This window comes from Olivibacter jilunii (assembly GCF_900607235.1).
GTDB lineage: Bacteria > Bacteroidota > Bacteroidia > Sphingobacteriales > Sphingobacteriaceae > Olivibacter > Olivibacter oleidegradans.
Genome location: NZ_LR027849.1, coordinates 513903 through 527170, shown reverse-complemented (window position 1 = coordinate 527170; position 13268 = coordinate 513903). Strand labels below are relative to the sequence as shown.

The following is a 13268-nucleotide window of genomic DNA, read 5'->3' as shown; positions in this document are numbered from 1 at the left end:
CTTATACGCTTCTTAAATAAAATTTGTAACTTGTTTGGCCACCTTACCTTGTGTTCGGTGGCCAATCTTTTAAACACCCTATTATGAACAATTCTTCTGCGGGATTACGCTTTAAAGAAGCGATGGAAAAGAATAGACCTTTACAGATTGCCGGCGCTATTAACGCCAATCATGCTTTATTGGCTACACAAGCTGGTTTTCAGGCATTGTATTTATCAGGAGGTGGTGTAGCTGCAGGTTCTTTAGGCATTCCTGACTTAGGAATCACCAACCTCGAAGATATCTTAATTGATGTCAATCGGATTACCAATGTTACCGACACGCCCTTGTTGGTGGATGTGGATACGGGGTTTGGACCTTCGGCCTTTAATGTTGCCCGTACGGTAAAGTCCTTGATTAAGGCCGGCGCGGCTGCCCTTCATATCGAAGATCAGGTAGGAGCCAAACGCTGCGGCCATCGCCCAGGTAAGGAAGTCGTGAGTACAGACGAAATGGTCGATCGGATAAAAGCGGCCGTAGATGCGCGGACTGATCCCAACTTCCTGATCGGTGCACGCACGGATGCGCTTGCGACAGAAGGAATTGAAAGAACACTAGATCGAGTAAATAAGTACCAAGAGGCCGGGGCCGACTTTATTTTTGCAGAGGCTGTACACGAAATCCGGCTATACGCAGAATTCGCCAAAGCGAGCGGTTTGCCTATATTAGCCAATATAACCGAATTTGGTATGACACCCTTATGGACAGTTGCTGAATTGCATGCCGCCGGTGTTCGTCTTATTCTTTACCCCTTATCCGCTTTTCGGGCGGCCAATAAAGCGGCCTTAAAAGTGTATACACATTTGCTGCAGGATGGTTCGCAGCAAGCGGTCATAGCAGATATGCAAACACGGGAGGAACTTTATCAAAGTATTGGATATTATGATTTCGAGACGAAACTTGATAAGCTATTCAAAAAGACATGAAGAGCTGTAATTTTGGCTGAGACAGCATTATCGTCACCTATAAACATGAAAAACCCATAATTATGACAACAGAAGAGAACCAACCATTTAAACCAAAAAAGTCAGTTGCCTTATCAGGCGTCCTAGCGGGAAATACAGCCTTATCCACCGTCGGACGAAGCGGTAATGATCTCCACTATCGGGGATACGACATTTTAGATCTCGCAGAGGGTGCCTCTTTTGAAGAGGTCGCTCATCTGCTCATCCATGAAAAATTGCCAAATGCCGCAGAACTTAATATCTACAAGGCGAAATTAAAAGCCTTGCGTGGTTTGCCCATTATTGCAAAAAATGTATTGGAACAGATTCCCGCTGCGGCACACCCGATGGATATCCTCCGTACGTACACTTCTCTTTTAGGCACCATATCGCCCGAAAAAGACGATCATAACATCTCGGGTGCTCGAGATATCGCCGACAAACTAATGGCCTCCTACCCTTCTGCGTTGCTGTATTGGTACCACTATTCGCACAACAGCAAACGCATCGAGGTGGAAACGAATGACGACAGTATTGGCGCACACTTTTTACATCTCTTACACGGAAAAGAACCGAGCGAATCATGGATTAAGGCAATGCAGATTTCTTTAAATCTCTACGCCGAGCACGAGTTTAATGCTTCAACCTTCACCGGCCGGGTTATCACGGGTACCGGTTCGGATATTTATTCGGCCATTACGGGAAGCATTGGTGCTTTACGTGGTCAAAAACACGGAGGTGCCAATGAAGTGGCGTATGACATACAAAGTAGGTATCCCAATGAAGAAGAAGCGGCAAGAGATATTGAAGCTCGACTGGAACAAAAAGAAGTGATCATCGGCTTCGGTCATCCCGTGTACACCATTGCCGATCCACGCAATATTGTTATTAAGAAAGTAGCCAAATCGCTATCGGAAGAAGTTGGCGATCTCAAACTGTATAAGATAGCGGAGCGAATCGAAACCCTGATGTGGGAAAAGAAAAAAATGTTTCCCAACCTCGATTGGTTCTCTGCCGTCTCTTATCATATTATGGGCGTCCCTACTTTGTTTTTCACGCCCTTATTTGTTATTTCAAGAGTGAGTGGTTGGAGCGCCCACATTATTGAACAACGGTTGGACGGTAAAATCATCCGCCCCAGCGCCAATTATATCGGACCGGAAAACAGAGCCTTTGTGCCACTTGATAAACGGTAAGGTTAGTTGTTAGTTGTTAGTTGTTAGTAAAATTTACTTTTTACTTTTTACTTTTTACTTTTTACTTTTTACTTTTTACTTTAAAAAATGCACCATTCTAACATACGTCCACCTGTAGATCAAGTCATTACTGACATGGTTAACTATGTCTTTGATTATAAAATCACGAGTGATCTTGCTGTTCAAACAGCCTATCATTGTTTTCTAGACACGCTTGGATGTGGCTTTGAAGCCCTCACTTATCCGGCCTGTACTAAACTTTTGGGCCCTATTGTAAAAGGCACCATCGTTCCGAATGGGGCAAAGGTACCTGGTACCCCTTATCAACTAGATCCCGTGCAAGCAGCTTTTAATATCGGAACGATTATTAGGTGGCTCGATTTCAATGATACTTGGCTGGCAGCTGAATGGGGCCATCCCTCTGACAACCTGGGTGCTATCTTAGCGGTCGCCGACTGGTTAAGCCGGGAGTCCATTGCGACGGGCAAATCGCCTTTTACCATCAAAGATGTATTGCATGCCATGATTAAGGCCCATGAAATACAGGGCATTATCGCCTTGGAGAACTCCTTTAACAAAGTAGGACTAGATCACGTGGTCTTAGTAAAATTGGCGTCTACTGCTGTTGTCGGCCATCTATTAGGTTTAAGTCGTGAAGAACTTACAAACGCCATTTCACTGGTTTTTGTAGACGGCCAATCCTTGCGTACCTATCGACATGCACCTAACACCGGGAGTCGAAAATCATGGGCAGCCGGTGATGCTACCTCACGCGCAGTCCGTTTGGCATTGATCGCCCGCACGGGCGAGATGGGCTATCCCTCGGCGTTGACTGCCAAAACCTGGGGTTTCTACGATGTTTTGTTTAAGGGACAAGCCTTTAAGTTTCAGCGAGCATATGGAAGTTATGTAATGGAAAATGTCTTATTTAAGATTTCTTACCCGGCAGAATTTCACGCACAGACGGCAGTGGAAGCAGCCATGACACTTTTTCGGAAGCTACAAGCGGCCGGAAAAACAGCTGACGATATTGAAAAGGTCCAAATCCGCACGCATGAAGCGGCGATTCGTATTATCGATAAATCGGGCCCTTTACACAATCCGGCCGACCGTGATCATTGCTTACAATATATGATTGCCATTCCGCTTTTATTTGGAAGATTGACGGCAGCAGACTATGAAGATGACATCGCATTCGATCCAAGGATAGACGCGCTCCGTGAGAAAATGAGCACACTAGAGGATCCTCAATTTACAAAAGACTACCACGACCCGAATAAACGTTCGATCGCCAATGCCTTGACAATTACCTGTAAAGACGGCATGGTATTTGGCGAGGAAGTTGTTGAATATCCAATTGGACATAAACGGCGACGAGAAGAGGGAATCCCCCTGTTAATTGCAAAGTATAAAACAAACTTAGCGCGAATCTTTGCGAAGAAGCAGCAAGATAAAATTCTTGAAGAATCACTCAATCTGGAAAAATTAGTTGATATACCTGTCTCCGGTTTTGTGGATTTAATTACGTTTTAATTCGTCGCCTTAATTTAAAATAGGATTTTGCCTCCGGTTCATGTTGATTTTATCCGTGAACCGGATTTTTATTCCATTATTCTATCCCCCTCACCCTTAGCATAATTAAGCTGGTATGCGGTATCCCCAAGGTCGTGCCCGGTTTAATTGTTAATAGGTTTTTCAAATAGACGTTGATAATTCCTTCCAAAACTTTTTTCCTGGATTCCACAAACTCATCACTGGTCACAAACTTTCCAAGATGGACATCCCCTCTCCCATCTACGAGTACCGAGAACGGATAGTAAAAATCCTTATATGCCTTATTGATTACAATATCATATTCAGGATACAAATATGCATAGGCAGCACTCTGGTTTAACCGTTCTGTTTCACTGAATATACGCCTTTTAACAGTTATATTCGGATTCTTCGGTATCAGTTGCACCGGATTACGTGCAGCAAAAGCGCTATCAATGACCGTGGGGTTTGCATTTGCAATATTGGACCGCCATTGAATAAAAGCCGTATCATTCGGTCGTGGCTTTCTTAATTCTTCTACTGTTGTTTTTAAACTATCGCGGATAAAGCGTGCCGAGTAAAGCTTCATATATACATTGGATCGCGCTTCCTTCACATGCTTGCTTACCACCGTCAGGCGTTGCAATAGCAAGCTATCCTTTGCTAAACTACGTACTCGAAACCATTCCCTTCCAAAGTGGAAGATAGAATCCTGATCAAAATAAATTGAGTAATGCAGCATGGCATTGCTATCCGGACTAAAAATTTTGACAGAGTCATTGCTGATGAAATTCAGATGCCATACCGGCTCCTGTTCAAAACCCAAGGTGTCAAAAGCCAAGCCATTGTCAAAAGCTCTCCGAACCTCAAAAAAATCCGTTCCCGCAATCGGTGTAAAAGACGGTCGGCCCGGCTCCAATTCTTCCTCATCGGTTGAGGCTTGCTTGTTCGCAGCGGGAGAAGAACAAGAAAATAAAAAAATCAGATTTAAGAGGAAAAGAAAAACGTTAAAGCACTTCGAAAATCTCAATAGCATAGCTAGCTTAAAATACATAATATAAAATTACGAAACAATGTCTATTCATCGGGTAAACAAAACAAAAGAAACACTATTATTGTTACCTAAATATTTGCAAATCTATAAATCAATGATCAAAAAAATAGTTTTACTTTCGATTTTACTGATTAATATCCGATGCCTCGCTCAAGAAATCTATATTATTCCACAAGTTGGCCTAAACGCTAACACGTATGACTTCGGCGAAACCTCTTCGAACCTGAGTAACCAACGCTTCTCGCCGGGTGTTTCTGCAGGCGTCGGTCTCAATATCGCATTGGATGAATTACGAACTTTTATCCTGCAACCCGAAATAAATTATAGCATGCGCAATAACCGAACCGATCATATTTCTTCCGGTACCATGAATGAAGCCTTGACCATCCAACAAAAGAGTACATTGCATTACCTGGAAATACCGCTACTTGCCCGCTTCGACTTTGGAATTGGCACACGCTATTACTTTAACGCCGGACCTTCCTTTTCCTATGCTTTAGGTGGTAGAGAAAAACTGGAAAGTGATGAACCTCGAATTCAAAGCTACAATAGATCCGCTGATTTCGACAATCGCTTTAACCGTACCGATTGGAGTGCGCTCATTGGTGGCGGAATTGAATTTCCATTCAACGATGGCTTTTTAGTGCTCGATGCCCGTTTTTCTTGGGGTTTCAAAACGCTTTACAAATCCAGGGAGATACAACGCGTAGACAATGAAGGCAATTTAACCTCCACTATTGTCGGCCCCGAAGGCAAGAATAGAATATTCACATTAAGCATCGGCTATGCGCTTCCGCTAAATTAGTTAGCAAGACCTGTTTTTTCATTCATGTAAGCCGCAGGCGTGTTCGTCATGTGTATAGCGCTGTATGTGTAATTTTTTTTCATATAAGAAAGCGTTTCTTACGTTTGTTCTATTAAAACAACACAGTCATGCCTAACACTCAAAACCACCAAGAACTGGAGTCTCTTATTAAAAGAAGAGAAAACATTAAAAACGAACTTTATCTATTGGAGTTGGCCATCATGTCAATCGAACTGAATGATGCGTTTCACTCGAACGACTTCGGTTTAGCTACAAGGAGAGCGGCCCTCCCAAATTAATTCCATTTATTAACATACAAGTAAAGACAATTTCATCGCTATATTCAATTTATAATATAAAATATCACGATGTCTTCATTTATGTCACCATTAATAAACATAAGTGAAGCTATAATCGTGACAGCTAAACTTTTATAATATTTTAAAATGTTAAAATTTAGTTATATTTTTGTTATAAATCATAAGACATAGTAATGAAAGCTGAAAGTATAACAGAGAAACAAGTAGTTGAATTTCTAAAGCTGCGACAACAACAGCTTAAAGAGGAACTTAAAAGTATTGAAGTCACGATCAATGCAATTGCTCAATCTAAGTCGGTTAATTTAGGTAATGATCGAATCAAAAGCGATTCACCTGATACAGACGACGCAACAAAAAAGAGAAAGACAGCAGGTAAAGCCCTGGCTCCTCAGGAAAATTTCAACGTAAATAGCAAGCTTGATCAAAAGATCAGTTATGCACTTACAAAAATCGGATCAGGTTATAAGGATGATATTCTGGAAGTCTTAAATCAAGCACAACCGGAAGCAGATCCTTATAAGGTCGAAAAAGCAGTTGCCGTGCGTCTCTCCTATTTATTAAAGAATGATTTCATTCAAGCTACCAAACATGGTAGAAGTTATAAATATAGCCTGAAATAACAGGCTATATTTTTAATTAGTTCTGCTTATAAGCCTACCCTATCTCGCACTTTCAGATTTTCCGTTTCAACCTAAACAGGATGGAGCTGGAAGCAGGTTATGCCAAGATTAACAGATTTTAGAATTAACGGGCAGGCATACTCACCATCATTGTATCACTTGCTAATGTAGGCACATAATAGCCCCCAGTGTCAAGCGATGCCTGGGGGAATTGCTTCTTTAAAGCTGCCAATCCGTTTCGGTCTACTGACGTTTTATACAAATAGATGCTTTTTAGGTTTTTAAGTCCCTTTAAGGAGGTCAAGCCTGTGGCACTTATTTTTGTTTCCACCAAATTAAGCAAATTTAGCTGCGTTAAATCTTTCAGATTGATTAATCCTTTATCTGTAATCGCCGTGCCTCTCAAATTAAACTGTAAAAGATTTTCAAGTGAGGCTAATACTTTCATATTCTCATCATTCAGTGATGTATAAGCTACTTCCAAGTAAACTAACTGTTTAGCTAGCTTTTTTACTTCTTCCAGTAAAGCGGGCGTCACATCGGTCGTAACAAAATTTACGGATAAGTAATTACTGTTTTGGTGGATGGGCAATACCACCACACCTGCATCTTTCAGTTTTTCGAGTGTGCCCGCATCAGCCGCATCTACCTCTTTGGCTAGCAGATCGCTCTGCACCTCTTTGTTTTTTGCACTGCCCGATTGAAAGGCCGCAAGTATGGCGCTCATTTCAGGCTTAGGTTTCAATTCCGCGACCGTTTTGTGGATATCGGCGCCTTGGTTAACCCACCATTTTAATAATGCAATTTCTTCTTGCGTTAGCTGCGCCTTTTCTTTTGGCGGCATATGATCTTCATTATCCAATGGTAGTAATAGACGTTTAATAAGTTCGCTTTCATCCGCCTTTCCTTCTATAAGAGAAGAACCGGCTTCCCCTCCTTTTACCATAAATTCCTTCGTATCCACCCGAAGCTTACCTTTCTGCTTCTCTCCGCCATGGCAGCTGTAGCAGCGGTTCTTAAGCAATGGTTCAACGAGCTGCGGATATACCTTTGCCCGTTGAATATTGGGAACGGGCGGGATGGCTTCCTTGCTAGTTGGTTCGCCTTTTAGCGCCGCAATCAGGTAGTCAGAACCATGGGTAAGTGATCCTCCATAATGTCCCGTTATGGTAATACCTATTAATAACGTAACACTCAGCAGGCGAAGCAAGGGCTCTTTAACAGGATATTTCATCAACCCATACAATAGCATCGCAACAATTGCTACAGCAATTCCGAACCATTGGTGTAAGCCAACCAATTTTGCATCATAATCACTCGTTTGGGATAATAAATAGCCGCTAATACAGGATACAATCGCTCCAATCGCTCCCAGCAAATAAATTAACGGAACGGCTGTACGAAGAAAGGCATAAGACTTTATGGCACTCAATAAATGAAATAGTACACCTAAGATTAATATGCCAATAGGTAAGTGGACAAGTACCGGATGAAAATGGCCAATAAGTTGTTGAATGGTAAGAAGCTGCATGGTCTATTCGTATCGTTTGCGTAGTAGCTGCATCATATGAACATTGATGGCCCATTGATCGGCTAAAGGCTGTCGGGTATAAGGCAAGGTCGGCAAATAATCCGGGGGGCCAAATTCGGTAAGCATGGTCATCGGCTCACCCTTTTGTTTCTTACGCGAAACGACTTGGTCCCACCAACGAAGATGAGCCTCCACAGCCCCTTTCCACTCAGGTGCGCGCGGATCATTTACCTGTGGACCTTCTGCATGGCCAATGCGCGTATGAATATGATCAGCACGTTGGAGGGCCAGTTGCACGGTTTCTGCCTGATCGTCCAATAAACTCTCATGAACAACACACCAATGTGAAATATCTAAGGTTAAGCGTAAATCAGGGTGCTTCTCTATAAAATTTCGAGCTACAGGTGCGGCAAACAGCATTCTGCCACGATGGGTTTCATGGTAAATCGGGATACCCGTTTCTTTCGATTTCTTAACGGTATAATCAATAAAAGCCGCATTTTCTTCATAGGTAAAATAATCTTTCCCGGAATGGCAATTGATATAAAGTGGACGTTGATATCCATTACCGGAAGCCGCGTCAATTTGCCTGCAAAAGGTTGCCAAATGCTCTTTGATATCCGGCCCGCTACCCGCACATAGAAATCCCACTTCCAGCCGGTGCTTCTGAAGTGCCGAAAACAACAGCTTTTGTGCCTCTGCGCTACTCGGCCACCATACCTCGATACCATCATAGCCGTCCTTTTTTGCTGCTGCACAGAAGTTCTCAACACCCCCTTGAAAACCCCAGTCGGTAGCCATAAAAGTCAGCGAATAACCGGCTTTTGATAATACCGGCACGGATAAATCGGCAAAAAGTTCTTCCATTGACAAAAATAAACCAGCCGTTGCGGCTTTTAAAAAATGTCGTCGATTATGCGGCATCGTTATGTATCATTAAATAGCTAAGCAATAATATCATGGATAACCTTTCCGAAAACATCGGTAAGTCGAAATGGCCGTCCCTGAAAGTCGTACGTAAATTTTTCGTGGTCAAAACCCAGTTGATGCAAAATGGTAGCTTGTATATCAAAGGGCTCTACCTTACCACTAATGGCACTATAACCAATTTCATCCGTTTCGCCATAGGTAAATCCTTTTTTGATACCACCTCCCGCCATCCAAATGGTAAATGCCTCCGTATGATGGTCGCGTCCATTGTAAGGATTCGTGGCCCCGTTTCGATTTTCCAGCATGGGGGTTCTGCCAAATTCTCCACCCCAAACAACCAGGGTATCTTCCAATAGTCCCCTTTGTTTCAAATCCAACAGTAGGGCGGTAATCGGCTTATCCGTGCTTCTGCATTTGTTTTTCAAGCCGATGTTCAATGAGTTTTGCGGTCCGTCGCCATGTGCATCCCAGCCCCAATCGAAAAGCTGCACAAAGCGCACCCCCTTCTCCACCAACTTGCGGGCCAGCAGTACGTTATTGGCAAAACAAGCTTTCCCGGGTTGCGTGCCATACATATCGTGAATATATTGCGGTTCATTATCAATATTCATGACTTCAGGCGCAGTTACTTGCATGCGAAAAGCCATTTCATATTGCGAGATCCGCGATAAAATTTCAGGGTCATTGTAGTAAGCATATTCCTGTTCATTGGACGCATTGATCGCGTCGATGGTTGCCTTCCGTAAATCCCGATCCATCCCATTCGGATCCTTGATAAACAACACCGGATCACCTTCACTTCTGCACTGAACACCCTGATAAACCGAAGGCAAAAAACCGCTCCCCCAAATGCTCTTTCCTGCATCCGGAAAACTGCCACCACTGGTGAGCACCACAAAACCCGGCAAATTCTGATTTTCGGTTCCCAAGCCATAGGTAACCCAACTTCCCATACTGGGTTTCCCCAAACGGGCACTCCCTGTATGCATTAACAACTGCGCAGGCGCATGATTAAACTGGTCTGTTGTCACCGCTTTTAAAAAAGTCACTTCATCCACTACGCTCGAAAAGTGCGGTAAATTTTCACTCACCCAAGCCCTACTTTCGCCATGTTGGGCAAATTTAGCCTGCGGCCCCAACATCTTCGGAACTCCCGTGATAAATGCAAATTTTTTCCCTTTCAGCAAAGACTCCGGACAATCCTGTCCGTTCATCTTCTCCAGTTCAGGTTTATAATCAAACAGCTCCAATTGCGATGGTGCTCCGGCCATATGTAGATAGATTACGCTTTTAGCTTTCCCCAAAAAAGGCGGCGATTTCGGCAACAATGGGTGAGCCGGATCAAAGACAACCGGCTTAGCGCCCGTAGCCTGCGTACTACAGCTCCCCAGCAATGAGCCAAATGCTAACGCTCCCAGCCCCATCGCACTTTCCTTTAAAAAATGTCGACGTGTATAGGCCCGCAATTGCGTGTGGCTGGCCTCCTTTAGCAACCGATGTAAATTCAATTCGTCCCGTGTCATAAATTCCTAGTTTTTAGTAATTACTTCGTCCAAGTTAAATAGGGTGTTCGCGACTACCAATAAGGCTGCACTGCTTGCATCCTTTTTAACCTGTTCCCCTAATAAAGAATCGATGCGATCCGGATGTGTTTTATATTCATCAAAAGCGGTTTGATACAACTTGGATAAAATTCCCAGCTTTCCGGCCGGGATAGGCTTATACATAATCCATTCATAACCTTTTGCAATCTGATCGTTAACCTGCTCGCCCCCCTCCCGTTGCATCCGATCAACGAAATGGCGAGCGAGATCTATATAGACTGAGTCATTTAGTGTTACCAAAGCTTGTAGGGGCGTATTAGTGCGGATCCGCCGTGGATTACACACCACACGTTGTGCTCCATCAAATGTTATCATGGAAGGATAAGGTGCCGAACGCTTCCAGTAGGTATATACCGCCCGACGATACCGATCCTCCCCTTTTGCATTTTCCCATTTGGCGCTATTATATGGCGAATTCCATATACCTTCAGGCTGCCAGGGCATTACCCCTTTTCCATACATTTCCGTCCTGAGCACGCCACTGATCGACAAAAACTGGTCGCGCAGTTGCTCGGCGCTGAGTCGCATACGTGGTCCTCTGGCGTACAGCTTATTAAACAAATCCTTTTCCCGGAGCTCCTTAGTGATTCTAGAGTCTTGTCGGTAGGTTGCACTCATCATAAGCTCCTTCACCAATCGCTTCACACTCCATTTATAGTCATGCATAAACCGCCACGATAAATGATCGAGCAGTTCACGATGCGTCGGGTCCATGCCTTGTGTACCCATGTCTTCCAGGGTTTCCACGATACCTGTCCCGAAAAGTTGCTCCCAAACACGGTTTACCATCGTGCGCGAAAGCAGTGGATTGCGCTTATCCGTGAGCCACATCGCCAGTCCCATCCGATTTTTCGGTGCACCTTTCGGCATGGCATACTTAAATGCCGCCGGGACATCGGCATTTACCTCCTTTCCCGGCGATATCCAGGCACCACGCTCAAAGACAAAGGTTTTACGTTGCCTATTGGTCGGATTTTCTACCATAATTGGTGTTGTACTGGCAGGTGCTTGCAGCAAGGTCCAGAAGGTCTGTTTTTGTTCTTCATAACCAACCTTGCCTTTTCCGGGAAATTGATCACTAAAGTAAAACCAATCAAAAAATACTAACACCTCATCACCTTTACCTTTACTTGTATTCCGATAGGTAATATATACATCGTGTACGCCTTGTTGCATGGGGAAGTCTACTGCCTGAATCTGGTAACCCTCCTTAGCTTCCACCTTCCAAGAAGCGAAAACCGGTCCATCCGGCCTGTCCAGGTGCAGCTGCATATGGCCGCCAGGTACCTTGGAAGCAAAGTGGTAGATCATTTGGTCAACACGGTTCAAATCCACTGCCGCAATCCGAGCAACACCATGATTACGGAAGTAAAGCGCAATGTTATTATTGCCGATTACCGCATTGCGTAAACTATCCGTAGTCGTAGAATTGATTGTCGGTTGTCCCGTTTTTAGAAACTTATAGATCTCAGCGGCCTTTTGTTCAGAAACATTTTCTTTAAGCCATTTTGTCAAGGACTTCAACTTCAGTTCCATATCTGGAGCGAACTGTTTTAATAAAGGATATTCGCTCGGCACATCTTCATCCCGCGAATTATTAAAATAGGCCATAAACTTATAATACTCATCATGCTTAATGGGATCATAAGGGTGACTGTGGCATTGTACACAGGCAAAAGTAGTGCTTAATAGCCCCTCCCATGTCGTATTGACGCGATCGATAACCGCCGCCACGCGGTATTCCTCGTTACTGGTACCACCCTCGTCATTGGTCATCGAATTCCGATGAAAAGCCGTCGCGATATACTGCTCGTCCGTTGGATTCACATAAAAATCACCGGCTATTTGTTCGGTAATAAAGCGATCATAGGGCTTGTCTTCATTAAATGCTCGGATTACCCAGTCGCGGTATTTCCAAATATTACGTGCTCCGTCTGATTCATACCCTTTTGTGTCGGCATATCGTGCTACATCGAGCCACATGGAGGCCCACTTTTCGCCAAAGGCAGGCGATTTCAATAAGTCCTCTATTAACTTCTCATAGGCTTTGTCGGCATTCGGATCACGTAGATAGGCGTCAGCAAGCGCCGACTTGGGCGCCATGCCAATTAAATCTAAACTTGCTCTTCTGAGTAAGGTAGCACGATCGGCTTCCTTTGACGGTTTTAAGCCAGCAGCATCTAGCTTCTCGTAAATAAAACGGTCAATTTCATTGTGTGCCCAATCCTCCCCCTTACTAGGCACTTCTACTTCCGTAACGGGCAGGTAGGCCCAATGCTCCCCCCACTTCGCACCCTGTTTTATCCATTTCTTAAAAACGCTTATCTCTTCTTCACTTAGCGGCTCATGTTTGTAAGGCATACGTTCTTCCACATCCTTTGTCAATAAGCGCTTAACAAACTCGCTACCGTCGGGATTGCCGGGAATGATAGCCGGTTTACCGCTATTGGTAGCAGCCATTGCTTCTTCCTCGAAAAGCAAACTGAAACCTCCTTGCTGTTTTACGCCTCCATGGCAGGATATGCACTTTTTGTTAATGATAGGCTTCACCTGCGTATTAAAATCAATCGGATCCTCATGCGGAAAAGCAAACACGATTAATACAAGCACTACCGCTACCGCAAGTAAAATAAGCAACTTTTTTCTATGGAATACCACCATGCTCTTCTCGGTTTATTTCATATTGGTTATA

General features: G+C 43.9%; 11 protein-coding genes. 6 read left to right on the top strand and 5 right to left on the bottom strand.

From position 1 onward, the window contains the following. The first annotated feature begins 83 nt into the window (after positions 1-83). The 3 genes from prpB (at position 84) to E0E36_RS08215 (ending at position 3712) form a co-directional block, all read left to right on the top strand. Positions 84-965, top strand: coding sequence for a methylisocitrate lyase (prpB, locus tag E0E36_RS08225; protein ID WP_130855545.1), 882 nt, complete (start codon positions 84-86; stop codon positions 963-965). Between the two features lie 62 nt (positions 966-1027). Continuing rightward, the gene (gene prpC, locus E0E36_RS08220; RefSeq protein ID WP_130855544.1) at positions 1028-2179 is read left to right on the top strand and encodes a bifunctional 2-methylcitrate synthase/citrate synthase; all 1152 of its coding nucleotides are present in this window, start codon (positions 1028-1030) and stop codon (positions 2177-2179) included. Between the two features lie 87 nt (positions 2180-2266). Next, on the top strand, positions 2267-3712 hold the full coding sequence (locus E0E36_RS08215; RefSeq protein WP_130855543.1) for a bifunctional 2-methylcitrate dehydratase/aconitate hydratase: 1446 nt from the start codon (positions 2267-2269) through the stop codon (positions 3710-3712). Positions 3713-3788: 76 nt separating this feature from the next. Here the strand turns inward: E0E36_RS08215 and E0E36_RS08210 are convergent, their stop codons facing one another. Next, positions 3789-4766 carry a hypothetical protein gene (locus E0E36_RS08210; RefSeq protein ID WP_130855542.1) on the bottom strand — a complete coding sequence of 326 codons (978 nt, stop codon included), beginning with the start codon at positions 4764-4766 and terminating at the stop codon, positions 3789-3791. Between the two features lie 94 nt (positions 4767-4860). On the opposite strand from E0E36_RS08210, the gene E0E36_RS08205 reads away from it, so the two are divergent. The 3 genes from E0E36_RS08205 (at position 4861) to E0E36_RS08200 (ending at position 6511) form a co-directional block, all read left to right on the top strand. After that, positions 4861-5571 (top strand): porin family protein, encoded by a 711-nt coding sequence (locus E0E36_RS08205; RefSeq protein ID WP_165446942.1) that lies wholly within the window; start codon positions 4861-4863, stop codon positions 5569-5571. 128 nt (positions 5572-5699) lie between these two features. Continuing rightward, positions 5700-5870, top strand: coding sequence for a hypothetical protein (locus tag E0E36_RS27695; RefSeq protein ID WP_013667395.1), 171 nt, complete (start codon positions 5700-5702; stop codon positions 5868-5870). Positions 5871-6064: 194 nt separating this feature from the next. Beyond that, on the top strand, positions 6065-6511 hold the full coding sequence (locus E0E36_RS08200) for a hypothetical protein (protein WP_041387638.1): 447 nt from the start codon (positions 6065-6067) through the stop codon (positions 6509-6511). A gap of 124 nt (positions 6512-6635) precedes the next feature. Here the strand turns inward: E0E36_RS08200 and E0E36_RS08195 are convergent, their stop codons facing one another. The 4 genes from E0E36_RS08195 to E0E36_RS08180 are packed head-to-tail and all read right to left on the bottom strand — an operon-like array spanning position 6636 to position 13237. Continuing rightward, positions 6636-8042 carry a c-type cytochrome domain-containing protein gene (locus E0E36_RS08195; protein WP_130855540.1) on the bottom strand — a complete coding sequence of 469 codons (1407 nt, stop codon included), beginning with the start codon at positions 8040-8042 and terminating at the stop codon, positions 6636-6638. Between the two features lie 3 nt (positions 8043-8045). Then, positions 8046-8966 carry a sugar phosphate isomerase/epimerase family protein gene (locus E0E36_RS08190; RefSeq protein ID WP_130855539.1) on the bottom strand — a complete coding sequence of 307 codons (921 nt, stop codon included), beginning with the start codon at positions 8964-8966 and terminating at the stop codon, positions 8046-8048. A gap of 20 nt (positions 8967-8986) precedes the next feature. After that, entirely contained in the window at positions 8987-10495 is a 1509-nt protein-coding gene (locus tag E0E36_RS08185) for a DUF1501 domain-containing protein (RefSeq protein WP_130855538.1), read from the bottom strand. Positions 10496-10501: 6 nt separating this feature from the next. Next, on the bottom strand, positions 10502-13237 hold the full coding sequence (locus tag E0E36_RS08180; RefSeq protein ID WP_130855537.1) for a DUF1553 domain-containing protein: 2736 nt from the start codon (positions 13235-13237) through the stop codon (positions 10502-10504). Positions 13238-13268: the final 31 nt, after the last annotated feature.

Bases quoted from the DNA above. Each gene is read 5' to 3' on its own strand.
- E0E36_RS08195 (WP_130855540.1), bottom strand. From the start codon at position 8,042: ATGCAGCTTCTTACCATTCAACAACTTATTGGCCATTTTCATCCGGTA.
- prpC (WP_130855544.1), top strand. From the start codon at position 1,028: ATGACAACAGAAGAGAACCAACCATTTAAACCAAAAAAGTCAGTTGCC.
- E0E36_RS27695 (WP_013667395.1), top strand. From the start codon at position 5,700: ATGCCTAACACTCAAAACCACCAAGAACTGGAGTCTCTTATTAAAAGA.
- E0E36_RS08205 (WP_165446942.1), top strand. From the start codon at position 4,861: ATGATCAAAAAAATAGTTTTACTTTCGATTTTACTGATTAATATCCGA.
- E0E36_RS08200 (WP_041387638.1), top strand. From the start codon at position 6,065: ATGAAAGCTGAAAGTATAACAGAGAAACAAGTAGTTGAATTTCTAAAG.
- E0E36_RS08180 (WP_130855537.1), bottom strand. From the start codon at position 13,237: ATGGTGGTATTCCATAGAAAAAAGTTGCTTATTTTACTTGCGGTAGCG.
- E0E36_RS08190 (WP_130855539.1), bottom strand. From the start codon at position 8,966: ATGCCGCATAATCGACGACATTTTTTAAAAGCCGCAACGGCTGGTTTA.
- E0E36_RS08215 (WP_130855543.1), top strand. From the start codon at position 2,267: ATGCACCATTCTAACATACGTCCACCTGTAGATCAAGTCATTACTGAC.
- E0E36_RS08185 (WP_130855538.1), bottom strand. From the start codon at position 10,495: ATGACACGGGACGAATTGAATTTACATCGGTTGCTAAAGGAGGCCAGC.
- E0E36_RS08210 (WP_130855542.1), bottom strand. From the start codon at position 4,766: ATGTATTTTAAGCTAGCTATGCTATTGAGATTTTCGAAGTGCTTTAAC.
- prpB (WP_130855545.1), top strand. From the start codon at position 84: ATGAACAATTCTTCTGCGGGATTACGCTTTAAAGAAGCGATGGAAAAG.